This window comes from Hoylesella buccalis ATCC 35310 (assembly GCF_025151385.1).
Taxonomy (GTDB): domain Bacteria; phylum Bacteroidota; class Bacteroidia; order Bacteroidales; family Bacteroidaceae; genus Prevotella; species Prevotella buccalis.
In genome coordinates this window covers 997,945-1,020,629 of the sequence record NZ_CP102287.1, presented here as the reverse complement: position 1 = coordinate 1,020,629, position 22,685 = coordinate 997,945, and the positions used below count along the sequence as shown (strand labels likewise).

21 protein-coding genes and 2 pseudogenes are annotated in these 22,685 nt (G+C 46.4%); 10 read left to right on the top strand and 13 right to left on the bottom strand.

The annotated features are described in order from the left end of the window. Positions 1 to 68: 68 nt before the first annotated feature. Entirely contained in the window at positions 69 to 1,238 is a 1,170-nt protein-coding gene (locus NQ518_RS04365; RefSeq protein ID WP_227962428.1) for a M20 aminoacylase family protein, read from the bottom strand. Between the two features lie 104 nt (positions 1,239 to 1,342). Then, positions 1,343 to 1,483, bottom strand: coding sequence for a hypothetical protein (locus NQ518_RS04360; protein WP_227960766.1), 141 nt, complete (start codon positions 1,481 to 1,483; stop codon positions 1,343 to 1,345). Positions 1,484 to 2,838: 1,355 nt separating this feature from the next. On the opposite strand from NQ518_RS04360, the gene NQ518_RS04355 reads away from it, so the two are divergent. Beyond that, complete coding sequence (locus tag NQ518_RS04355) at positions 2,839 to 3,042, top strand: hypothetical protein (protein WP_004347824.1); 204 nt, start codon at positions 2,839 to 2,841, stop codon at positions 3,040 to 3,042. Between the two features lie 161 nt (positions 3,043 to 3,203). On the opposite strand, the gene NQ518_RS04350 is transcribed toward NQ518_RS04355, so the two are convergent. Together NQ518_RS04350 and NQ518_RS04345 are read right to left on the bottom strand one after the other, a co-directional pair. Then, complete coding sequence (locus NQ518_RS04350) at positions 3,204 to 4,097, bottom strand: hypothetical protein (RefSeq protein ID WP_081454837.1); 894 nt, start codon at positions 4,095 to 4,097, stop codon at positions 3,204 to 3,206. 471 nt (positions 4,098 to 4,568) lie between these two features. Then, a pseudogene (locus NQ518_RS04345) lies at positions 4,569 to 4,949 on the bottom strand (hypothetical protein); the annotation flags it as partial. A gap of 275 nt (positions 4,950 to 5,224) precedes the next feature. Between NQ518_RS04345 and NQ518_RS04340 the strand changes: the two are divergent. From NQ518_RS04340 to NQ518_RS04320, 5 genes are all read left to right on the top strand, one after another. Continuing rightward, complete coding sequence (locus tag NQ518_RS04340; protein WP_227207487.1) at positions 5,225 to 6,094, top strand: GLPGLI family protein; 870 nt, start codon at positions 5,225 to 5,227, stop codon at positions 6,092 to 6,094. Further along, positions 6,087 to 8,663, top strand: a complete 2,577-nt coding sequence (locus NQ518_RS04335; protein WP_227960768.1) for a Plug domain-containing protein — start codon at positions 6,087 to 6,089, stop codon at positions 8,661 to 8,663. The genes NQ518_RS04340 and NQ518_RS04335 overlap by 8 nt, the downstream gene beginning before the upstream one ends. A gap of 565 nt (positions 8,664 to 9,228) precedes the next feature. Next, positions 9,229 to 9,525 carry a hypothetical protein gene (locus tag NQ518_RS04330; protein WP_227960770.1) on the top strand — a complete coding sequence of 99 codons (297 nt, stop codon included), beginning with the start codon at positions 9,229 to 9,231 and terminating at the stop codon, positions 9,523 to 9,525. Between the two features lie 485 nt (positions 9,526 to 10,010). Continuing rightward, entirely contained in the window at positions 10,011 to 10,493 is a 483-nt protein-coding gene (locus NQ518_RS04325) for an HU family DNA-binding protein (protein WP_004348259.1), read from the top strand. Between the two features lie 59 nt (positions 10,494 to 10,552). Continuing rightward, positions 10,553 to 10,660, top strand: coding sequence for a smalltalk protein (locus tag NQ518_RS04320; protein ID WP_227960772.1), 108 nt, complete (start codon positions 10,553 to 10,555; stop codon positions 10,658 to 10,660). Positions 10,661 to 11,120: 460 nt separating this feature from the next. Here the strand turns inward: NQ518_RS04320 and NQ518_RS04315 are convergent, their stop codons facing one another. Continuing rightward, on the bottom strand, positions 11,121 to 11,354 hold the full coding sequence (locus tag NQ518_RS04315) for a hypothetical protein (RefSeq protein WP_227962470.1): 234 nt from the start codon (positions 11,352 to 11,354) through the stop codon (positions 11,121 to 11,123). A 17-nt stretch (positions 11,355 to 11,371) separates the two neighbouring features. Between NQ518_RS04315 and tsaA the strand changes: the two are divergent. Continuing rightward, a pseudogene (gene tsaA, locus NQ518_RS04310) lies at positions 11,372 to 11,953 on the top strand (tRNA (N6-threonylcarbamoyladenosine(37)-N6)-methyltransferase TrmO); the annotation flags it as partial. A gap of 260 nt (positions 11,954 to 12,213) precedes the next feature. On the opposite strand, the gene tatC reads toward tsaA, so the two are convergent. From tatC to NQ518_RS04280, 6 genes are all read right to left on the bottom strand, one after another. Then, positions 12,214 to 13,023, bottom strand: a complete 810-nt coding sequence (tatC, locus tag NQ518_RS04305) for a twin-arginine translocase subunit TatC (RefSeq protein WP_374211134.1) — start codon at positions 13,021 to 13,023, stop codon at positions 12,214 to 12,216. Positions 13,024 to 13,100: 77 nt separating this feature from the next. Further along, the gene (locus tag NQ518_RS04300; RefSeq protein WP_102697309.1) at positions 13,101 to 13,286 is read right to left on the bottom strand and encodes a Sec-independent protein translocase subunit TatA/TatB; all 186 of its coding nucleotides are present in this window, start codon (positions 13,284 to 13,286) and stop codon (positions 13,101 to 13,103) included. 266 nt (positions 13,287 to 13,552) lie between these two features. Further along, the gene (locus tag NQ518_RS04295) at positions 13,553 to 15,118 is read right to left on the bottom strand and encodes a peptide chain release factor 3 (protein WP_227960774.1); all 1,566 of its coding nucleotides are present in this window, start codon (positions 15,116 to 15,118) and stop codon (positions 13,553 to 13,555) included. Positions 15,119 to 15,124: 6 nt separating this feature from the next. Further along, positions 15,125 to 15,973 (bottom strand): dTDP-4-dehydrorhamnose reductase, encoded by an 849-nt coding sequence (rfbD, locus tag NQ518_RS04290; RefSeq protein ID WP_227960776.1) that lies wholly within the window; start codon positions 15,971 to 15,973, stop codon positions 15,125 to 15,127. A 4-nt stretch (positions 15,974 to 15,977) separates the two neighbouring features. Continuing rightward, positions 15,978 to 16,526, bottom strand: a complete 549-nt coding sequence (locus tag NQ518_RS04285; protein ID WP_102697167.1) for a DUF4924 family protein — start codon at positions 16,524 to 16,526, stop codon at positions 15,978 to 15,980. A gap of 105 nt (positions 16,527 to 16,631) precedes the next feature. Then, on the bottom strand, positions 16,632 to 17,300 hold the full coding sequence (locus NQ518_RS04280) for a LysE family translocator (RefSeq protein ID WP_227208112.1): 669 nt from the start codon (positions 17,298 to 17,300) through the stop codon (positions 16,632 to 16,634). Between the two features lie 275 nt (positions 17,301 to 17,575). On the opposite strand from NQ518_RS04280, the gene NQ518_RS04275 reads away from it, so the two are divergent. Then, positions 17,576 to 18,553, top strand: a complete 978-nt coding sequence (locus NQ518_RS04275; RefSeq protein WP_227208114.1) for an ROK family protein — start codon at positions 17,576 to 17,578, stop codon at positions 18,551 to 18,553. 162 nt (positions 18,554 to 18,715) lie between these two features. Here NQ518_RS04275 and NQ518_RS04270 read toward each other — a convergent pair whose 3' ends face one another. Then, positions 18,716 to 18,946, bottom strand: a complete 231-nt coding sequence (locus NQ518_RS04270; RefSeq protein WP_227960777.1) for a hypothetical protein — start codon at positions 18,944 to 18,946, stop codon at positions 18,716 to 18,718. Further along, positions 18,939 to 20,261, bottom strand: a complete 1,323-nt coding sequence (locus NQ518_RS04265; protein WP_227208118.1) for an ATP-binding protein — start codon at positions 20,259 to 20,261, stop codon at positions 18,939 to 18,941. Before NQ518_RS04265 ends, NQ518_RS04270 begins: the two co-directional genes overlap by 8 nt. Positions 20,262 to 21,266: 1,005 nt before the next feature. On the opposite strand from NQ518_RS04265, the gene NQ518_RS04260 reads away from it, so the two are divergent. Then, positions 21,267 to 21,902, top strand: a complete 636-nt coding sequence (locus NQ518_RS04260; protein WP_260107758.1) for a DUF4903 domain-containing protein — start codon at positions 21,267 to 21,269, stop codon at positions 21,900 to 21,902. Between the two features lie 117 nt (positions 21,903 to 22,019). After that, a complete protein-coding gene (locus NQ518_RS04255) occupies positions 22,020 to 22,661 on the top strand; it encodes a DUF4903 family protein (RefSeq protein WP_227960779.1) in 642 nt (213 codons plus the stop codon). Positions 22,662 to 22,685: the final 24 nt, after the last annotated feature.

The window sequence follows — 22,685 nt, the reverse complement described above, 5'->3', positions numbered from 1 at the left end:
ATAAGATTTTGAATCTGCACAATGTTTTCTGAAGTCCCACTCGCTTCAATTAAAAATACGAGAATCTCCTACTTTAGATATTCTTCACACAAGGCAACCCACAACGAGGCACCAATGGGGAGGATTTCCTGATCGAAGATGTACTTAGGATTGTGTACCATAGGCGTTTCACCATTACCCAACATGATGTAGCTTCCTGGTCGTTCTTGCAACATAAAGGCAAAATCTTCACTGCTCATCATTGGCTTACAAGGGTACACTACATTTTCCTCTCCAAAATATTTGCGTGCCACTTCGGCAGCAAAAGCTGTTTCTTCGTGCGAATTGACAAGCACTGCTCCAGGTTGTCCCTCTTTTATTTCATATTTACACCCAAAGCATTCGGCTTGGGTGGCCGTTATCTCGCGAATACGTTGCAACACCAGCTTACGCCCATCGGGCTGCATGTTGCGCATAGACAACTTGAGTACAGCTTCGTCTGGAATAACGTTTCCTGCGTTACCTGCTTGGAATGAGCCGATGGTGACCACGCCATTATTCCAAGGAGAGAGGTTGCGTGCAACAATCGTTTGTAGGGCCATCACCAATGAGGCACCAGCGACGACGGGGTCAATGCTTAGTTCGGGCATAGAACCATGCCCACCACGCCCCATTAAGCGTACCTCCCAATTATCTACTGCCGACATTGTTTCTCCATCATGGAAATGCAGTACCCCCTTAGGTAGTCCCGGAATGTTGTGTATGGCATATATTCTATCGGCATTAAACTTCTTGAAAAGTCCATCGTCAATCATCGAAGGACCGCCCTGCATGGTCTCTTCGGCCGGCTGAAAATAGAAGTAAACGGTTCCATTAAAGTGCTTTGTATCTGCCAGATACTTAGCTGCCCCAAGTGCCATGGCACTGTGACCGTCGTGTCCGCAGAGATGAGAAATGCCGTCGTGCCTACTCTTGTAAGGCAGGTTGTTGATTTCCTGAATAGGGAGCGCATCCATGTCGGCTCTAATGCCTATTTTCTTCTTTCCATCGCCATGACTTAGTACGCCTACCACACCCTCAATGCCATGTTTTCCTACATGCTCATGAACCTCGTAGCCCATATTCTTTAGCAGGTCGGCAACATACTTGCCTGTATTTACCTCTTGGGTAGATAGTTCGGGTTCTTGGTGCATGGCTTCCATCCACTGTTTCATCAGTGGCAACATGGCAGCCAATTCTTTCATTGGTTTTACGTTCATTTTACTCATATCGTTGGTTTAGTGTATAGCTTCTCAAAGAAAGTGAGGAGTGAGATTAAAATCACACAAAGATAGTTATTTTTTTGATGAAATTATCAACAGAATCACTTCAAATGCGTGTAAGGCATCACGATTTTTTTATTTAAAAAAGCCTCTCGTTGACCACAACAATGATTTGATTTTATTTCACCAACTTTCGCCCTTCCATGCAGGAGCCGTGTGCCATCATCATGCTGTTTTCTCATTCCGTTCATTGTTTTTGCCCGCAAATTTAGGTCGTTTTGAAGTACCTTCCAAAAGACAGCACTAGGCTTAGCGGGAGCAAAATGATGTCGCATGGGCGTGACGTTCGCATTTCGAATCGGAGGAATGGGGAGCGGGGAACGAGTGCAGCGGGCAGCGGTGTTGGGAGAGAGGAGAGCGGGGAACCAGTGCAACGGGCAGCGGTGTTGGGAGAGAGGAGAGCGGGGAACCAGTGCAACGGGCAGCGGTGTTGGGAGAGAGGAGAGCGGGGAACCAGTGCAACGGGCAGCGGTGACGGGAGAGAGGAAATCGGGAAAAGTTGGAAAGTCGTGACCGAACCATGCGGCATCGTGTCCTCGACGCTGTTTTTATCGTTTGTCCTAAATTTTTATTTCTTTAAAAAAACGACGACGGCGACGTTTCTCGTCCTATCGTCGTCGGATTATCAGTATGATGAGTATCATCAGTATCATTAGTATGATTAGTATTATTAGTATATATAGGAGCCATGCTTGATTATCAATGAGTTAGGAGGGGGTAAATTGATTGTTCGTTCAATTATGAATCAATTATGGTTCAACGAACGATTCATGTTCGGCAATCTTTCGTTTGAAGTTTTTGGAAGGATCAACCTCTCATGGAGCGTTCTTCTTTACCGAGAATTGTTAAGTATTTTTACGTCAACCCCTGTGTGATTCGTTTCATTTTCAACACCCTGCAATTGATAATCTATTGCCCTGCAATCTCTTTGGGATTGGCCTTCAAAGTCATGTCGATTGGCCGCCGATATCATGTAGTTTTCGTCCACCTTATTAAATAGTGATCAATACTATAACGAAGATACCATAAAAAAGGCAATTGGGTTAATTATTATTAACCCTAAAATCCGCAACTAAGTCCTTGAACGTCCATATTGCGTTTAGGCTGGTTCTATAAATTACCACCGCATATAGTCATTAAATTTTTATAAAATACGTTTTGTTATCTTTTGGCTTCTTTTTATATAAAACAGGCTGCGCCTCAACAGTTCAAACAAGTTTGATTGTATTCGGCTTGCTCCGTTTTTATATAAAACAGGCTGCGCCTCAACAATTCAAACAAGTTTGATTGCATTCGGCTTGCTCCGTTTTTGGTTAAAAATGTAAGTTCGTTCAGTCGTGTAGCTCGCTACACTCCTTCACTCTCTTGCATTTTGACCTCAAAAATAAGCTCAAAATCTAACAAAGCTAATTTATAGAACCAGCCTTAAAAACCCATCGGAAAACACCGGATGCGTATGGCGCAAACTGCTGTAACTACTCAGAGGAACCTGCTGTTTGCTTGAGGTTAGGTTGACGATAGTGAGTTAGGAAAAGATATGGTTGTTGCAAAACATGCAACAACCACTCAGTACGGTGCCATCGAAGAAAAGACGCAGACCCATCCTGTTGATGATTACAACCTCGACCTTTTGCTTATTACATTGATCTCGCCCCTATGGATTATCTTGACAAGCCCGTTCTCATCCTGGACTCCGATTGTGAAGTATCAGGAAAGGTTATATATACCTCATTTAGTTTAAATCCATGATGAATGAGAAGGTGATGAAGAGAACCTTCTCTCAAATTTTTGAGTATCACTCATCAATGATCACACCAAATGTGGAAGGAACCAATAGACGTTGCGATTTCTTCCCTGGCCTGCCCATGGCATGGATACATTTCTTGAAGATAAAATTTGCCTTTAGATCGCCTCGACATAATACCCCAGACGGTTTGGTTTGGTTCCGTCAATAAAAAGATAATAATTGCCACTCGGATTTTCAACGCACATGACTTCTGTATAGGTGAAGCCGGCATGGGTGGTGTGCAATGATTCAAGTATGTTGTTTGGCACTGTCGCGCCTTTTGGCAACGCATAAGTTGTTTCCTTCCACTTTGTGTCGATGTTGGATGTTTTAAATAAAACAGACTTCAACACGCCGTTGTGTATGACGAGGTAGTTGTCAGAGCCCAGGTCATTGACATAACCAAGTGTCACAGCTCCGCTGTAGCGTTTGGAAATCCAATCAATATCAGTAGATAGCGGACGCGCATTGACCGGCAGATTCAACATATATTTGCACGACTTGAGTATCGTTCCGTCGCTGCCGATGACAAGTGTGTGAACGAGGTTTTTCTCAGTGGGTGTGTCCTGCAGATAACACAGTATGTAGTATTTGTCGTTGATGAAAGTCTGCGACATTTCCTTTATTTCACAAAACTCGTTTTTACGGGCCTCAGGGTTTTCTTGGAGAAGACGTTGCAGCACTTTATAGGGCAATTGGTCAATGGCGGGCAGCGTCTTGATGGTGCGGTTCCACACATTGTTAAGATATACCACAACATATTCGTTCCCCGCCTTGTCTGATGAGAATATAAATGTTTCCTGCTGGTCGGTATGGCGGTAAAAGTCATTGCCTGTGTAAACGTCATCAATGGTGGTGTCTCCGCAGCGGTTACGGAAATCGCGGGTAACAGTCTCCGGCAAGTTATGGGTGTTTTCCGGTATATCGGTTTCGGAGTTGCAAGAAGATATAACAAGTGCGATAGCAACAACCGTTACGTACAATAAATGGCTTGATTCTAAAAATTTCATTTGTGCTTTCTTTTTAAAGACGTTTGTCTAACTATTCATTTCAATGGTATGACCACCATGGTTTTCAACGGCGGATTCCATAAGAAGGTGCAAAGTTAACTATTTTTTTCTGAAACATTTCTCTTGGATTTATAAATCTGCGTTTCTTTCTGCGCGTGCTATTTAATTTTCGGACAATCTCCTTGATATCATTTTTGATATTCACCCGAAAGCTACCTTTCCTTTCCACCAACGTCATTGATCACGCCCCCTACGGATTACCTTGGCAAGGTCGCGCTCATCCCGTACTTCGTTAGTGAAGCATCAAAAAAGGGTTAATTATATTGACAAAAGGCCTTTAAATTTTCTCGGATTTGAAAGTAAGTTGGTCTTCACTCGAAATACGTCAAACAGTCGGTGGTTTGCAAATGGTTGACTGCCAATGACTTTGAAAGTCGGGGTTTTTTCTGCGATTTTTTCGCTTGCGATGGCGTATCGAACGGCATAGCGGTTAGCACGGATATAGAAGGACTTGCAGTGTTTTTCTATTTCCTCCACGATTTCCTCGGAACATGATCCACAATCAGCTCTGAAGCGATTGATAGTGAGCCCATTCTGTTCAAATCTCTCAAAGAACCTCTTCAGCGTGTCCTTCTGATGGAAACGAAGGTTTTCGTTAAGCCAGATGAGCAGAGCTAAGTTTATTTAAGCTCTGCCATGGCGAGAAAACGTGCCATGAAATGGAACGATCTACACCTTAGACTGAGGGTTGAGTCGATTACAGATGATAATGTGGAGTCAAATTGCTCCATGACCCGAAAATAATCCCCCAAAAGGAGTGAGTCTCTCAGATTTAATTTGTATCTTCGCTATGTCTATCGTCGGATTCTCTTGTTTTTTTGCAACACTAAGATAAGTGAAAAATATGACATAGCAAAATCCTGAGCAGCTTTTTGTTGCTCTGGTACTTAAAAAGTTTAATTTATAATAGTGGTGCGGAATCAAGGGTGAACTAAAATAACTAGCGTATGGAGACAATAGCAAACAGATTGAACAAATAAACCTTGTACTTTGTGACGAATAATTTAATTTAGAGAGTGTCGGACCTTCTTTTGGAGTGTCCAACATTCTCTTTGCCGTAGATAATTATGAATAAATTTATATTACTTATTTTATTATTTTTTTCGATTATCGATACTACAGAAGCTCAAACCATTGACTTCTCTCAGCTGAAGAATCCGCCTAAGAGCGATACGATAGCAAAGAAGATATTGGAGACGGCGCAGTATGTGGTGACCTATGACTACAAGTACGCCAAAGATGCAGCCTATCCCGACACGAAAAGGGAGGGACTGACTGTGTTGCAAGTTGGCGAGAGATATAATCGCTTTTGCGACTATTACGAGCTTCAGTTTGACTCGCTGATTGACGTGACGGCAAAGGAGAATCTTCCGATAATCCAGACGGGTCCGATGATGCTAAGCGTTATGAAAAAGAAACAATTCCGGGAAAGCATCATCATCGACAAGCAAAAAGACAAGGAGACGATACAGCGCACGGCTGGACTGAAGCAAAAGTACCAATACAGTGAGGACTGCCCAAAGCTGGAATGGGAATTGCTCGAAGGCGACTCAACCATAGCGGGATATAAATGCAACAAGGCGAAAACAACGCTCTTCGGAAGGACATACACGGCTTGGTATGCGCCAGAAGTAAATATGCCTTATGGCCCTTACAAGTTCAACGGACTGCCGGGACTGATATTCAAGGTCGTTGATACTCAAGACAACTTCATCTTCACACTGGTAGGACTGGAAAAGGCGACCACTTCAACACCTATTTATTTTTGGACAAAGAGCGACATAATAAAGACTAGCCGCGAAAAGGTGAGGAAAATCTACAAGAACTACTGTGCCGACCCCGTAGGAGCACTCACTTCCGACGGAACTATCAAGGTGGATGCTGAGACGAGAGCTAGCGTAAACTCCAAACCTTATAATCCCATAGAACTTGAATAGCAGCATCAGTAGAGCCTTCGCCATCATTCTCTTTTTTGCTATTGGCTTTGCGACAGCCATTGCGCAGACGGGCAAACTGGAGTTTGTGGTGAAAGATTCGACAACACAGAAACCACTTGTCAGCGTGACGTGTCGAGTATATTCGTCGCAGGGCAAGATGTACCGCTATGCCATTTCCGGCAATGGCGGCAGGCTATCCGTAGCCTCTGCCCAAAACGACATGTTGGAGTTCTCTCTCATGGGTTATGCGAAGAAAAAGCTAAGTGCGAGCAGATGCAGTCAGTCGGGCATCAACACAATATTGTTGCAGCAAACGGAGACGCAAATAAAGGAAGTCGTAGTCAAAGTGCCGCCAATAAGGGCGAAGAGCGATACGCTGGTGTACAATGTCAGTTCGTTTGCAAAGGATGGTGACCGCCACCTTGAAGACGTGTTGAAGAAGTTGCCTGGAGTGAAGGTGTCGAGCGACGGGGCGGTTTCGGTGCAAGGAAAGGCTATCAACAAGTTCTATATTGAGGGACTTGACTTGATGGGCAGCAGCTACAACCAAGCCACTCGCAACATGCCGATAGAGGCTGTGAAGAGTGTGGAGGTGATAGAGAACCACCAACCCGTTAAGATGCTTGAAGGCAGGCAGATATCCGACCGCGCCGCACTGAACATAAAGCTAGACAATAAGCACAAGTCAAGGCTCTTCGGCGAGATACAGGCAGGGGCAGGCATCAATCCTGACAGGTGGGATAACAATCTCTTTCTCACCCAGATAATGGATGGCAGTCAACTGCTTATATCGGGAAAGATGAACAACACGGGAACGGACATCTCGACAGATACGAAAGAGCATATCGACATGACGGACATTGATGCCTACGAGCCACAGATGCTAAAGGCTCTCTCAACCGAAATGGTGGAGGAATCATTGCCGCAGGAGAGGTATCTCCTCAACAAGTCGTATTCGGCAGGATTGAACTGGCTGAAGAAGTTGACCGACAATTCCACATTCCGTTGCAACATCGTCTATTATGGCGACCATTCAACGAGCAGCAATGAGATAAGCAACACTTACGGCGGCGACTATCCACTAACTATCAGCGAGAGCAAATCCTACAAGAGAAAAACCTTTGCGCTGATGCCAATCATGAAATATGAGTTGAACTCAAAGGAAACATTCTTGTCGGACGAGCTGCGCTATTCCATCAATCGCTCAACACTTTCGTCGTTGATTGGCAGTCGAGGTGCATCCATTGCCGAACGCACATATAGCCGTCCCGCTTACCTGCAAAACTACTTGAACTCATCGTTCCTGTTGGGCAGACTGGTATTGCGTGCGAAAACACTTTTCCGCTATTACGACCGAAAGGAATCTTTGGACAACAGTAGCGACTCCTTCGCAATATACAATCTCCGCGAGTCGCTCGTCTCAAAGTCCATGATGATAAAGAACCTCCTGTCGACGAATGTTCCTCTCTTCAACAACAATCTCGACATAGATGCAAAGGTTTATTATCGCGATAACAGCTACGAGATTGTTTCCAACATGCACCGCAAGCAGCTCAAGCTATCCGTTCTCCCAAGTTATTATCTGAGGTTTAGCGACAAGGGCGGCATATCCTTGGCTCTGCCCATCGAATATTCCCACGTAAGCATTAGTGGCAACGACTTTGTCGGCAAGTCTCGCTCTTATTGGTGGATGTCGTCAACTGCCACCCTGCGCCACAAGTTTTCCAACAGTTTCAGCGCAACGATGTCAGCTTCGCTTACCCCTAGCGACAATGTCTTACCATACTATTCACCATGTCAATACTTTACTGGTTATCGATCAATAGTCATTCCGAGCAACAACATTTACAGGAATGTCAATAGTCGGGCATCGCTGTCGCTAAGATATCGAGACTTGGTCAACATGTTTTTCGCCAATCTCACAGTTCTATATACCCACGAGAAAGCGGAAACCTACAACAACTACGAATATACATCCGACTACAACGTGATAACCGAAGTCGAGGGCACAAACAATCGCCACTCATTTATGGCTATATTGTCAGCCGACAAGTCATTCACTGACATCGGATTGTCGCTGAAGACGGAATTCTCATACTCCCAAAACAGTTATATGCTTTCGCAATCGCAACAGACAACGACCAACCATTCCAACATATTTGCCGTTCACGTTGAGTCGATATATCAGAAACTGAAATGGTTGCGAATTACAGTCGATGCCACAGGCAATGCCTATTGGGAGCGAAACGACATCAGCAATTCCAGCACCCTAAAGTCACTCGTCGCCAATGCCTCCCTCTCGCTATTTCCAATAAAGAGCGTTGAGATAAAGGCAAAAATGCAGAGCATCACCAACGAGATTGCCACCGAAGATTATAAATCAAGCACCTTCATCGACGGCTCCGTCCGCTACACCATCAACAAGTCGTGGGCTATTGGAGGAAGCTTCGCCAATGTGCTCAACTCGAAGTCGTATGTCGTAGCCCCAAACGCCGGCATCAACACCTATCGCTCCGTATTGCCGTTGCGAGGTCGAGAGTTTATGGTGCATTTGTTTGTTAGCATATAAAACTCATCATTCATCTCTTTCAAAATATATCCTATAAAAACAGGGGAAAGAAACAGGGGGACAGGTTCCTGTAGACAATGTTTGCCGCAAAATCCGGGCATACCGATTTATTCCGTTATCGTATTCTTCGGAAGCAGCGAGTTTAAGGATATTACTTGTAATGCAGAAAACACCTTTATAGTATATCCTCGCTCTATCCGACAGGTCGTATCGGATATTATGATGCAGCCCAACGCCAATTTCGGGAATAAGTACGAGATTATGAACTTATTCACCAAAGGAGTACAAAACGGAAATGATTCGATGATTGTTTCTTCACAAATCAATTCTGCTGCATATTATGGTCGCAAAACGCCACAGTCCACTTATACCATATCTTTCAACTCATTATTCCGTTTTCGTGGTTTTTCACACAGAAGAAAATTTTGGTAACCCACTATTAGCGTATTAAATAGGGTCTGCTAATTAACTATAACTATCTGACAATTAACTATTTATGCTGTATAAAATTTGGTCAATTCGCCCAAAATGACTACCTTGGATGTTAAAACATTCAAGAATCGAGATGAAATATTACTCACAATATCGCAGTCACGACCTGTGTGAACTTCAGGAGTCACTTTCGGGATTGAGCAAATCCAACCGCTGGGTCAAGCTGGCCGACCACTTTCCCTGGGGCAGGATAGAGAAGGAATACAACAAACGCCCGAGGAACAATCACAACGGTGCCGGCAACAAGCCTGGTCGTTATGTTCGTCTAACTCTTTTGTACACTTACAATTTAGGCTGGTTCTATAAATTAGCTTTGTTAGATTTTGAGCTTATTTTTGAGGTCAAAATGCAAGAGAGTGAAGGAGTGTAGCGAGCTACACGACTGAATGAACTTACATTTTGAACCAAAAAGAAGCCAAAAGATAACAAAACGTATTTCATAAACATTTGATGACTATGTGCGGTGGTAATTTATAGAACCAGCCTTTAACTCGAAGTTAGTAGTGAAATTTGGCAAAACGTAAACAGGCCAACATACAAAAACTTTACGGCGGTAATTTATAGAACTGCCCTAAAATGTTGAGTGCGAACTTTTCTTATATTCGCACTTTGCCTTTCTAATTGGGATTAGCGTTACATTCTTCATTTTGCTCCTTTGATGCCTATCAATGTTTCTTGTTTTCGCTTTTATTCTGTCGTATCTTTGCATCGTCAGTCAGAGAGACTGATTCGGCAGACAATCAATCCAGGAAGCGGTAACCCAGACGATAAGCCGGCATCGAACAGGAAACTGCGTACCATGAAAAACACACAGCCGAGAATTAATAATCAATCATTTAAAACACACAAATTATTATGGCAGTAATGTATAAACTGTATCAAGACAAGAGAGTTACTTCTTCAACCAAAGGCAAGTGGTATGCCCGCGCCATTCATCCACAAGTGATCGAAACCGATGCTCTGGCCGAACGCATTCAGCGCAACTGTACCGTGAAGCGCAGTGACGTGGTGGCCGTACTGGCCGAGTTGGTAGAGGTGATGCAAGACGAATTGCAACAGAGTCGCGTGGTGAAACTCAACGGATTTGGTTCGTTTAAAATAGGACTAAGAACTAAGCCTGCCGATAAGGCAGCCGATTTTAACGTGACCAGCAATGTGGTGAACTATCGCGTGAACTTCCTTCCTGAGATGACGGGTGGCGGCGGCAAGGGCAAGAAGCGCAACCGCAAGTTCCTCGACGGTCTCAAGGTTCAGGAGGCTCCCAAGAACCCCGTGGACACGAAGAAAACCGCCGAAGGAAAGGCGGAGGAAAACGTAGATCCCAATCCGAAACCTTAAATCTTCCATCCTCCCCGCCCCAGTGGTGGGGAGGAGTTTTTAGAAAAAAAATAATCACTATGAAACGCATCAATTGGAAACTTATATTCAAGCTCATCATCACCATCGCCACCGCCATCCTGGGCATGCTCACCTCGCAAGACAAACTGCCTTACAACGAAAATTGAAGAGCATCACGGGAGGGCCATTGGACTGGGCGTATCGAACAATGGAACGTGCGACTGCGCCTCGTGACGAACGTACTTTTGCTTCTGGCAGCCATCGTGGCTATTCTCAGTTGCTCGAGGATTCTCTGAAGGGCGGTGCTACAACAAAGCAGATTTAAAAACCGCCCAGAAATAATGCAAAGCCAACCCGCCACGGTTGGCTTTGCTTTTGGCTGAAGCATCAAAGATTTGCTGCTTTTGCAGAGAGGGCGAATCGGGGCATTGCATGGGGAGTGGCACAATCGGTTTGGTGAAGACTAATTGTTGGAAAAAAAAGTATCATTTTTAGGTTTGTTACAGATATTTCATACGTTTTTCTTGGTTTCGTATGGTTGAATGCTTATTTTTGCGCATAAAATAGTAAGTTACAATACATTTCATAGTATATTGATAGGCTGATGGGTGATGAGATTCTTTATTTTTACAACACGCTTTTGAATTGGGACACCACGGCATTGTTGGCTGTGAATGACATGGGCAAAACAATGCTGAACGACGAATTAAGCTGAAAACATGACCAATCATCATCAACGATTAGACGAATCCTTGCAGGAATCATGCGGCGATATCGGTGCTGTCGATTCGGCACCTGTCGGGGAGCCGGTGGCCGACTGTGACGTGTCTTTTCATCCCATTGCTTATTTTCACTCACCATTTACGTCCTAGTTTGGCATTCCCAAGCAGAGCGGACTGGCTGCTGGTTTGCACGGCACGATTGTCTTTGAGCCAGCCTATCGCCAAGCTGATGCCTTGCGGGGCATCGAGGGTTTTGACTATCTGTGGCTCATTTGGCAGTTCAACGCCAATCCACATCAGTCGGACAGTCTGTTGGTGCGCCCGCCCGTGTTGGGCGGAAACCAGAAGGTAGGCGTGTTTGCCAGTCGTTCACCCTTCCGACCAAACCCCATTGGTCTGTCATCGGTGTTGCTGGAGCGGGTGGAGTGGGACACACCGCAGGGACCTGTGTTGCATGTGTTGGGGGCCGACTTGATGGATGGGACGCCCATCTACGACATCAAACCCTACGTTCCTTATGCCGACTGTCATCCGGAAGCCCGAAGCGGGTTTACCGATTTGTCGAAGATTCAGCGGTTGGAGGTGGTGATTCCCGATGAGGTGGCGCGCCAGTTCACGCCTGACAAGTTGCGCACTTTGAAAGAGGTTCTCTCCCTTGATCCGCGTCCGGCTTACCAACGGTCGAGCGAAAAAACATACGGCATGCCGTTTGATGGAAAGGATGTAAAATTCAGGGTTGTAGAAAATGATTCCACCCATGACTTTGATGGGCAAGATGCACATTCAGTATCGTCCACCTGTTGTGCCACGGAAAACGCTTCGTTAAAAATGTCTGACGGAGCGGTGCGTGGAGGAACATTGATTGTTCTGGGCATCTCTGAAGGATGAATAAAAAAATCCACTGATGACTGATGACCAAAAGTGGGCAACAGTCAGCAGTGGAAATATTTGATGATGAATCGCACAGGATACGCACCAATGTATAGATGTGGCTGGCGTTAGTCGTTATCTTCTTCTTCAGTTGAGGAGACAGCCTCTTCGGCTTGGTTGGAATCGCCAAGATTGGTCATCCTCACAATCACGATACTCACTTCGTACAGCATCCAAATAGGCAGAGAGACGATGAGCAGAGTGAACACGTCGGCCGTGGGTGTGACGATGGCCGCAAGGATGAGAATGGCGACAATGGCATGTCGACGGTATTTAGACATCCATTCGGCCCGCAGCAATCCGAAGATGGCCAATAGCCAGCTGATAACGGGAATCTCAAACACAATGCCAAACACCAAGCTCAACATGAGCATCGTATCCATGTACGACTGAAGCGACAGCATGGTTTGCACTTCATTGCTGACCTGGTAGGTACCTAAAAAGCGAACCGTGAGGGGGAAGATGAGATAATAATTGATGAGAATGCCAATGATGAACATGACGTACCCGCTGCCCACAATCTTGAGGGCATAGCGTTGTTCGCGCTGGTACAGAGCGGGTGAGATGAACTTGTACAACACGTACAAGATGTAAGGTGAGGCGCACAAGACTCCGAAGCAGAGCGCCGTCTTCATGTGTATCATGAACTGCTCGGTGAGCCCGATGTTCACCAGTTGGATGTTGAACGGCTCTACGCCCAGCAGGCGATACGTCACGAACTGGCTGTCCTTGGGTGCCAGTACAATGTTAAAAAGCTCTTCCTTGAACATGAATGCCGCGATGCCACAGATGAGGGCTACGGCAATAATGCGTATGAGCGTGCCACGAAGCACGTCCAAATGTTCCCAGAAGGTGAGTTCTAAATCTTCTTCCATCATGAAACCCTCCATGGGTGGTGTGTCAATCCCTTCCTAATGTGGTGGGATAGGGGAGTGTAAGAAAGGCGGCTGTCGTCTTATTTCTTCGTCTCTGTGTCGTTGGTTTGTTGGTCTGGATCGAGGTCTTTCTCGATGCCGTTTACGCCATCTTTGAAACTTTTCACTCCTTTGCCCAAGCCTTTCATCAGCTCAGGGATTTTCTTTCCTCCAAACAGGAGAAGAACAACAAGTACGATGAGTACAATTTCCGGTGTTCCAAGCATAATATCAATGTTTGAATTGAGCACCACGGCCCGACCATCTGGTGAGAAACTCACTTGCAGGGTAGGCATCTGCCTGGGTGCTATGGTTAGTGGTTTTGTTTTTTCAATGTATGTCTCGCCTAACCATTGCTGGCGAGTGCGATGATGCAAATGTACGAATAATATTTCAAACGGCAAGAATAGGGGCTGAGAAATCAATGAGGTAGGTCAATATTTCTCAGCCCAGATGTCTTTCTCCCATGAGCGTGAACGGAGATTCCCGTTTATCAAAATTCGCTGGTAAAGTGGAATTTGATGTGCTTGAAGTCTTGCTGGGCCATGCTCAGCATGTAGCTTGAGTCGGCCAGGAACACGTCGCGTCCCTGTCGATCCTTGGCCATGTATTGGTATTTGCGCTTCTTGAAGTTTTCCAGTTCCTCCTGGTTGTCGGCTTCTATCCAGCAAGCCTTGTACAGTCGAACCGGTTCCCATCGGCACTTGGCATTGTACTCGTTCTCCAGTCGGTATTGAATCACCTCGAATTGCAGTTGTCCTACGGTGCCGATAATCTTGCGTTGGTTGAACTGGTTGATGAACAACTGTGCCACACCCTCGTCCATGAGCTGCTCGATGCCTTTGTTGAGCTGTTTTGACTTCATGGGGTCTTCGTTCTCGATGTATTTGAACATCTCGGGTGAGAACGATGGCAGTCCCTTGAAGTGAATCTCTTCGCCCTCGGTCAGCGTGTCACCAATCTTGAAGATGCCGTTGTCTGGCAGGCCCACGATGTCGCCGGGGTAGGCTTCGTCGATGGTACTCTTGCGCTGCGCCATAAACTGGGTGGGCGACGAGAAGCGTACCGTTTTGCCGTTGCGCACGTGCAGATAAGGCTGATTGCGCACAAACTTGCCCGAGCATACCTTGCAGAAGGCAATGCACGATCGATGGTTAGGGTCGATGTTGGCCGTGATTTTGAAGATGAATCCCGTGAACTTGGGCTCTTCGGGGCGGATGATGCGTTCTTCTGCCTGTGTGGGTTTGGGGCTTGGCGCAATCTCTACAAAACAGTTGAGCAGTTCCTGAACACCGAAGTTGTTGAGTGCCGAGCCAAAGAACACTGGTGCCACCTCAGCCGATAGGTAAGTCTGCTTGTCAAAAGCAGGGTACACGCCGTCAACCAGTTCGAGGTCATCACGCAGTTGGGCGGCCTCTTGTTCGCCCACCTGTTTGTCCAGTTCTTCGCTTTGGATGTCTACCTCCACCTTCTCGGTCACTCGTTGTTTGTTGGGTGTGAAGAGGTTGAGCTGCTGTTCGTAGATGTTGTACACGCCTTTGAACTTTCTTCCTTGTCCGATGGGCCAACTCAGTGGGCGCACCTTGATTTGGAGTTCTTTCTCCAGTTCGTCCAGCACGTCGAATGGATCACGTCCCTCACGATCCATCTTGTTGATGAAGATGATGACCGGCGTCTTGCGCATGCGGCACACCTCCATCAACTTTCGGGTTTGTGCCTCCACACCTTTGGCCGAATCGACCACGATGATCGCCGAGTCAACGGCCGTGAGCGTGCGGTAAGTGTCCTCAGCAAAGTCTTGGTGGCCCGGCGTGTCGAGAATATTGACCTTGTAGCCCTCATAATCAAACTCCATGACCGAGGTAGATACCGAGATACCTCTTTGTTTCTCGATGTCCATCCAGTCGCTGGTGGCCGTTTTCTTAATTTTGTTGTTCTTGACCGCTCCGGCCACTTGAATCTGTCCACCGAAGAGCAAGAACTTTTCGGTGAGGGTGGTTTTACCTGCGTCGGGGTGTGAGATGATGGCGAAGGTTCGCCTGCGTTGTATTTCGTTCATAAATCGTTATTTCGTATGCATGCACTTCGTGAGGCTCTCTTCCCAATGAGGGATTTCGATGCCAAAGGTTTCCTTGATTTTTGTCTTGTCCAACACGCTGTAAGCAGGTCGTTGAGCCGGTGTGGGATATTCAGCGGTGTGCAGCGGCTTGACGTGACAGGTGGTGATGCCGGCAATGCGGTGAATGGCCTTGGTGAAGTCGTACCAGCTCGTGACTCCCTCGTTGGAAAAGTGATAGATGCCCGGCACGATGCCCTTGTCGATGATGGTCATGATGGCCAGAGCCAGGTCGTGAGCGTAGGTGGGTGTGCCTATCTGGTCGAAGATTACGCCCAGCTGCTGTTTCTCTTGGCCCAGTCGCAACATCGTCTTAACGAAATTGTTGCCGAAAGTAGAGTAGAGCCAAGCCGTGCGGATGATGACATGTTTTGGACATATCTTCGCCACAGCCACCTCACCAGCCAACTTGGTGGCTCCATACACGCTGTTGGGGCAGGGGGTGTCGGTCTCGATGTAAGGCGTGTGTTGCGTGCCATCAAATACATAGTCGGTGCTGATTTGCACCATCCATCCGTCGCGCTTAGCCATTGCAACAGCCAGGTAAGTTGGTGCTTCGGCGTTGAGAGCCGTTGCCAATCGCTTGTTGCTCTCCGCCTTGTCCACGGCCGTGTAGGCGGCGCAGTTCACGATACCATCGATTTCGTGTTCTTCCACGAACCTGTTGATGGCGTCGCTGTCGGTGATGTCCAGTTCGTTGACGTCGGTGTTGAACCAGTGGTGCTCTGGATAATCCTTCTGCAGCACCTGCATTTCGTTTCCCAGTTGGCCGTTGCAGCCTGTAATGAGTATGTTCATAGTTTTAATCCTCCTCAAATTGAAGTCCTTCGTTGCGATCCTTAATATAATAATCAGACAGCATGCCGATGAAGGTAGTTATCTCCTGAATGGCATGTGTGGTGTCGGGCGATATCTCCTTCTGTTGCAACCGCAGCAGCATCACGCCGTACAAGGCGTTGAGGCATACCTGTATCTCGTCTTCCTCGTGTTCGCCTTTACGCCTTAGTTCTACGATAAACGGCAGCACCTTGTAATACTGTGCCGAGTAGAAGGGAAACTTGGTACTTTGCAGCAGTCTGCGGTGCAGGTCAATGAGGTCGGTGACGATGACCTGATTGATTTGCAGGTGTCCGCCCTGTCGTTTGCCTTCCTCGTTCATCATGCGAATGAGGTTGCCGTACCAGTCTACCATTTCTTCCTTCTGTTCGTCCGTGTAGTCGAACTGACTGATGTATTCGCGGCGGATGCGCGACAGCGAACATTCGTACACGCGGATGATGTCTTCTACCTGCCACATATATAATATGTATTCGGCGATGCTCTTTTTGCGTAGTTGTTGTGAGATATACACGTTTGATGTTGTATTAAGAGGTTGAATATTCGGTGGGGTGCTTCGGCGTTTCCAAGTGAAACGGCATCGGCTTGCCGTGCCAGTCAGCGGTTTGACAATAACAGGCTAATAGTGGAAGGTGTAAAGATTGAACACCGTACCGATGAGGATGATGATGGAGCACACGATGACGATGCTTCCAATAATCTTGTTGATAATCACGATGCCGTTGTTGTCAAACTTGCCACGCACCTTGTCGATAACCCAAGTCAAACCGTACCACCACAGCAAGGCGCCGCCAAAGATGCCCAAGTAGCCGCTCACCATCTCGACTGGATGGTCGGGGACGACAAACTTAAACTGCGCATACATGGCGATAAACAGCAGAATGATGAGTGGATTTAAAAACGTTAACCAGAAAGCCGTGATGCCGTTGTACAGGTATGTACCCTTCGTTTTGCCGCTAACGTGCATGTGCTTTGTGGGGTTGTTGCGAAAACTGTAAATGCCGAAAAGCAACAACAGTATGCTGCCCAATATCTGCAAAACAAAAAGATTCTTGGGGTTGGTAATCAAATCCATCACAAAACTCATGCCAAAGCCCGTGAGCAGTGCGTAAATGATGTCAGAGCATGTGGCGCCAAAGCCTGTTACCAAGCCATACCAACGTCCCTTGTTTAACGTTCGCTGAACGCACAACACACCCACGGGACCCATCAGTCCCGAAGCAATCACTCCGATGATGATGCCCTTCCATATTTGGTCGATGATATCAATGTGAAACTCAAACGGCATAATGTATGCAAAATTGCGAAAATTATGCGAGATGCACAAATTTATGATGCTAAAGTTTGTGTTATACAAGTTTTTTAATACCTTTGCGAAACGTGTAAGAACCCCTCATTAGGTCTTCCCGATAGGGTTCGTCTGCGTGCGAAAGGGCATGGCATATCTCGTGCAAGCAGAAGGGTGCAACGCTGATATAGCCGAGAGCCCACACGCATCCACGCCCGCAAAGGGAGGTAGTAAACGATTTCTATACTAACTTATAATAAAAACGAAAACATCACATGAAAGCAGTTTCTGAATTGAAACCGTATGTAATCGGTTTAGACTTAGGTGGAACCAACTCTGTCTTCGGCATCGTTGACAGCCGCGGTGACATCAAGGCCACCACATCCATCAAGACGCAAGGATATGACAACGTAGACGACTATGTAGACGCTTCCATTGAGGCTTTGCAGTTGATCATAGACCAAGTGGGCGGCATCGACAAGATTAAAGCTATGGGTATCGGTGCACCCAACGGCAACTTCTATAACGGAACCATCGAGTTTGCACCCAACCTTAGCTGGGGACACAATGGCATTGTGCCTTTGGCCAAGCTGTTCTCCGATAAGTTGGGCATCCCCGTGGCACTCACCAACGACGCCAATGCGGCAGCTATCGGTGAGATGACCTATGGCGTGGCGCGCGGTATGAAGAATTTTATCGTCATCACCCTCGGTACGGGTGTCGGCTCGGGCATCGTTGTGAATGGTCAGTTGGTGTATGGCAGCGATGGATTCGCTGGCGAGCTGGGACACGTTGTGGTGCGTCGTGAGAACGGACGTTCGTGTGGTTGCGGTCGCTTCGGCTGCTTGGAGGCTTATTGCTCGGCCACCGGTGTTGCCCGCACGGCCCGTGAATTGCTCGAAACAACCGAAGAACCCTCTATCTTGCGCGACATGATTCCGGAAGACATTACGTCATTGGATGTGAGCATTGCCGCAGGTAAGGGTGACAAGCTGTCGCAGCACGTTTATCAAATGACGGGCGAAATGCTCGGTGAGGCTTGCGCCAACTTTGCCGCTTTCTCTTCTCCCGAGGCATTTATCTTCTTCGGTGGCTTGACGAAGGCTGGCGATCTGCTGATGAAGCCTTTGAAGGAAAGCTACGACAAGCATGTACTGAAGATATTTAAAGACAAGGCCAAGTTCTTGATTAGTGGGCTTGATGGTTCATCGGCCGCCGTGTTGGGAGCCAGTGCCATTGGCTGGGAGATATAAGCATCGCTGCCACAGCAACGATTAAAATGATGGATGCTGGCTTCAGCGTATTGGCTTTGATAGCTTTTAAGCTTATCATCTAAGCCAAAGAGATAGTACATAAAGTGAGGGTGTATCATACGCACAAGTTATGATACACCCTCTTTTCTTTTGTTATCGGCCTTAATTTTTGATTACCTTCTTGCCACCAACGATGTACACACCTCGTGGCAAGCTCTCAACGTGGGTGCCGAGATACACCCCGTCGAGGGTATAAACGCCGTCCTTGGGAGTAGGTGCGTCGGTGGTAGGATGGGCAATATCGGTTGCATCGGGTACAATCACCACCTCGCTCGTCACTCTTTTACCGTCATTACCTTTCATTAGTGGGGCAAACCCCGGTTTCTTATTCATTCGGCAAAAGCCTATAAAACCAATCTGCTAAGGGTGAAGGACAACTGAGCAATCCCTCGTTGTACTGTAGATTGAGAAAAGAGAAACGGATACGTTCCTGTGGGTGGTATCGCTCGTTATAGACAGATAGGCTTCTGCCACTCACACAATTTTCTGCCTTTACCTCTATCGGTATGATACGCTCACCCCATTGGATAACGAATTCTATCTCCGCACGACTGTCGGGCGACCAGTAGTACGGAATGTCATCGTTCAACAACGGCATGAGCGACTGCAAGATAGCGTTCTCTGCCATACTGCCCTTAAATTCCGTATAGTTGGCATTGGCATTCAGGATGACAGTGGCAGGAAGCCGTGCCAGTCGGCGAAGCAACCCGCAATCACAAGCATATACCTTGAAAACCGACGGATCTGCGTAGGCTGAAATAGGAAGTCCGGGCTTGGTAATGTTGAACACCCTGTAAATCATTCCAGCATCCTCCAGCCAAAGCAGCGCGTCTTCATAGTCCTTTGACCTTGCGCCTGGTTTTACTATCTTGAAGATGAACTTTCGGTTCTCCTTGGCAAGTTGCGAGGGCAGCGAGCGCCAGATGGCATGGATGCGTGGAATCTCCCTCGGCGTAGCGTACTTGGCAAAGTCAAGTTCGTAGAGGTCAAGAATGTCTTGCTGCACCTTCTCCACAGCCTCCATGCCTTTGTTGCCAAGAAGGCTGATGGCCGCCTCGGGCATACCACCGCACACGAGGTAACGCCTGTACTCTGTTTTCAACTTGTTGAGGACAATTTCAGGCAGGTGACTGGCATCATGCAGATTTTCTACATAGCTAAACGTTTTCTCATCGGCAGCACGCAGAAACTCCCGGAACGTGATGGGGTACATACGCACGATGCTCACCTTGCCTACCGGCACCGTCATGCTGCGCCTCTTCACCGCTACGCCAAGCAGACTGCCAGCGGCAATGACATGGTACGCTGGCGCATCTTCATAGAAGTATTTTAGGCTGTTCAATGCCTCCTCGCACTCCTGAATCTCATCGAAGATAATCAGCGTCTTACCTGCCACAATGGGAACCTCCGTATACAGCGAAAGCTCTTTCAGAATTCTCTCCGGACTTTTGGACGTTTGAAAGACAGACCTTAACTCTGGCTGACGATCAAAATCGAACTTGGCGCAATAGTCAAATTCCTCCTTGCCAAACGCTTCCATTGCCCATGTCTTGCCAATCTGCCTTGCTCCCTTTAATAGAATTGGTTTCCTGTCCGTTTTTTCCTTCCACCTCCTCAAGGTGTCTATGATGTCTCTTCGTATTTCCATTATTTACATTTTTAAGTGCAGAAAAGTGTGCAAATCTACATTTTTCTGTAGTTGTTAATGCGAAAATAGCAATTATTCATAAAATAAACAAGTTTTGTGGAAGAAATATGGAGATGAAAACCATGATTTTTAACAACGAAAGACACAAAAGAATCTAAAAAAACATTGCCGCAAAAGACATTTCACGAAAGAACGTCCCGTTCAATCTAAAAAAAAACGAAAAACAGCGTTGCAGCCTTTCACTTTTGACGAAACAACGGAGAGAGGTTACAATGCATTGATTTTAGCTTTTTTCGCCAGAACGTCTACGTTCTTTAGTTCCTTTACATCACTTGCAAATTTTCGCGTTTTCTGTTTATTTCGTTGTTGATTTCATCTGCGCTGTTTAAAAAAATAAAATTTATTGTTTTTTTAATGAAAGAGCCGTGAAAGTATGTCTCGATTTTTTTTTATGATAAAAAGTTGTTGATTGCCAAAAGCAATCATTTTTCTTTGTTTTCATAACAAATTGGAAGGGTGAAACAACATCTTTGTATTTGGATTGTTAATGATTTGCAATTGCAGGCCAAACTGATGGACTTTGAAGGCCAAAGTCAAAGAGTTTGTACATGCTTGTATGTTGTTATGAATCAGATTGTTAGGAGAGTGTTATTTACTGTCTGTCATACAACACCAGATGATTGCAGTTAACCTGCTCAACCTGATTCGGTACCATTCGGCTGAAGATAGAAGGGTTGGCGTGCGGCTTTTTCCTGCTTTATTTTCCATATAAATGAGGATTGTGCAGTTTTAAAAATCTTTCTACCTTTGCCAACGAATCAAAAGAAGCATTTACTAACAAACCAAGGTGGGTTTTATAAATTACCACCCCTGAATTATTCAAATTCAATAAAAAATGATGTGGGTTACGTTTTTGTTCTGCTTGTGTTCTTTCAAGAAGATGAAAAGGCATGTGTCAGACCGAGCTAATTTATAGGACTCACCTATGTTTAATACGTTATGAAAATGAGAAATGTTTTCGCAGCAGTTTGTTTAATGGCGTTTGCTGTTCTGGGATTTTCGTCGTGCGACAATGATGAAGAAGAAACCAAAGTGTCTAATATCGAGTTGGCCAAGGCTCATCTCAATGGCGAGGTGGTACTCTCCACGGCGGCTTTCATGAATGATTTTAACATCACTCGTTTGCCCGAAGGATGTCCGGCGAAATACAAGCTGACATGGGACAAGGATGTGCTCGTTATTTTATTGAACAACTTGAAAATTGGGTCGATGCCATTTGCCATCAACTTCGGCTGTCGTACGATGCTCGAGGATGTGAAAGCCGGTGACAAAGACGCACCGAAGGGCGATGGCTGGATGAAGATTACTGGCACCGACGGCTGCTTGGCCATGCCGGGAACGCCAGTAGGTGATTACAAAAAGGGCAGCGGCGCCACGGTGAAGGGATATTACAATGTAAAGTCGCGCGAGATTGAGTTCACCATGGATTTCAACATGGGCAAGACCATGCCTATGATTGCAAAGTGTGGTCGTCAGGTGGTTGACAAGAACAGACTCAAGAACTATGATGCTGAGCTGCAAGAATTCATGAAAAAATTCAAAGAAGCCAAGGAGAAGGAAAAACAACACGGAGGAAAATAACCAGTCCCTCGTGTAGAAATGGGAGTTGGCCGGAGATTCCCTTAACTCCCGTTAACTCCCCCCATTACCCCCCTTAACTCCCGTACCTTATTTCTCCAACCACAAAAAATATAGACGATGAATCCATTTATCCAAAAACATGCGCCACTCAGCTTCCTCATCAGCATCTTGATGATAACCCTGTCTTCCTGTCACAGTGACGACGATTTGCAGTTGGCTTCGGTGAGCAACGAATACACCGCGCAGACTAAAGAGGTGCTGTCGGGCAACGTGGTGTTGTCTACAAGAACTTTTATCGGTGACGTGGACATGACACGACTGGAAACGGGGTGCCCCACAAAATTCAGTTTCACTTGGCAGGGTGACGAGGTGGAGATTCGGCTGATTGATTTCCATGTCGCCAACATGCCGTTCATCATCAACTTTCAGTCAAAAGCCCGCTTGTACACGCTCAATTCGTGGGAGCAAAAAGAATACAAAGGCAGCGGATGGGTCAAGATTTATGGCATGGACGGACTGTCAAAAACCGCTGATCGAGAAAGTAAACCGCTGGATCAAAAGCAGGGAGCCATCATCAAAGGATATTACAATGTGTTGACCCACGAAATCAACATGAACATCAACTTTAACATGATGAACGTGTACTCCGATTGTTTCTTGCAGAAAGTGGAAAAACACCGCATTGATAGATTAGATGAGGAAATGAAACAATATCAAGCCGACCTGGTGGCTTATAAAAAGCAGAAGGGTGAGCTGTAGCTCATGGTCTGCCCAACGGTAAGC

What these genes read in the sequence shown, in the direction of transcription:
- NQ518_RS04365 (WP_227962428.1), bottom strand. Translation starts at nt 1,238, where the DNA reads ATGAACGTAAAACCAATGAAAGAATTGGCTGCCATGTTGCCACTGATG.
- NQ518_RS04360 (WP_227960766.1), bottom strand. Translation starts at nt 1,483, where the DNA reads ATGAGAAAACAGCATGATGATGGCACACGGCTCCTGCATGGAAGGGCG.
- NQ518_RS04355 (WP_004347824.1), top strand. Translation starts at nt 2,839, where the DNA reads ATGGTTGTTGCAAAACATGCAACAACCACTCAGTACGGTGCCATCGAA.
- NQ518_RS04350 (WP_081454837.1), bottom strand. Translation starts at nt 4,097, where the DNA reads ATGAAATTTTTAGAATCAAGCCATTTATTGTACGTAACGGTTGTTGCT.
- NQ518_RS04340 (WP_227207487.1), top strand. Translation starts at nt 5,225, where the DNA reads ATGAATAAATTTATATTACTTATTTTATTATTTTTTTCGATTATCGAT.
- NQ518_RS04330 (WP_227960770.1), top strand. Translation starts at nt 9,229, where the DNA reads ATGAAATATTACTCACAATATCGCAGTCACGACCTGTGTGAACTTCAG.
- NQ518_RS04325 (WP_004348259.1), top strand. Translation starts at nt 10,011, where the DNA reads ATGGCAGTAATGTATAAACTGTATCAAGACAAGAGAGTTACTTCTTCA.
- NQ518_RS04320 (WP_227960772.1), top strand. Translation starts at nt 10,553, where the DNA reads ATGAAACGCATCAATTGGAAACTTATATTCAAGCTCATCATCACCATC.
- NQ518_RS04315 (WP_227962470.1), bottom strand. Translation starts at nt 11,354, where the DNA reads ATGGTGAGTGAAAATAAGCAATGGGATGAAAAGACACGTCACAGTCGG.
- tatC (WP_374211134.1), bottom strand. Translation starts at nt 13,023, where the DNA reads ATGATGGAAGAAGATTTAGAACTCACCTTCTGGGAACATTTGGACGTG.
- NQ518_RS04300 (WP_102697309.1), bottom strand. Translation starts at nt 13,286, where the DNA reads ATGCTTGGAACACCGGAAATTGTACTCATCGTACTTGTTGTTCTTCTC.
- NQ518_RS04295 (WP_227960774.1), bottom strand. Translation starts at nt 15,118, where the DNA reads ATGAACGAAATACAACGCAGGCGAACCTTCGCCATCATCTCACACCCC.
- rfbD (WP_227960776.1), bottom strand. Translation starts at nt 15,973, where the DNA reads ATGAACATACTCATTACAGGCTGCAACGGCCAACTGGGAAACGAAATG.
- NQ518_RS04280 (WP_227208112.1), bottom strand. Translation starts at nt 17,300, where the DNA reads ATGCCGTTTGAGTTTCACATTGATATCATCGACCAAATATGGAAGGGC.
- NQ518_RS04275 (WP_227208114.1), top strand. Translation starts at nt 17,576, where the DNA reads ATGAAAGCAGTTTCTGAATTGAAACCGTATGTAATCGGTTTAGACTTA.
- NQ518_RS04270 (WP_227960777.1), bottom strand. Translation starts at nt 18,946, where the DNA reads ATGAATAAGAAACCGGGGTTTGCCCCACTAATGAAAGGTAATGACGGT.
- NQ518_RS04265 (WP_227208118.1), bottom strand. Translation starts at nt 20,261, where the DNA reads ATGGAAATACGAAGAGACATCATAGACACCTTGAGGAGGTGGAAGGAA.
- NQ518_RS04260 (WP_260107758.1), top strand. Translation starts at nt 21,267, where the DNA reads ATGAGAAATGTTTTCGCAGCAGTTTGTTTAATGGCGTTTGCTGTTCTG.
- NQ518_RS04255 (WP_227960779.1), top strand. Translation starts at nt 22,020, where the DNA reads ATGAATCCATTTATCCAAAAACATGCGCCACTCAGCTTCCTCATCAGC.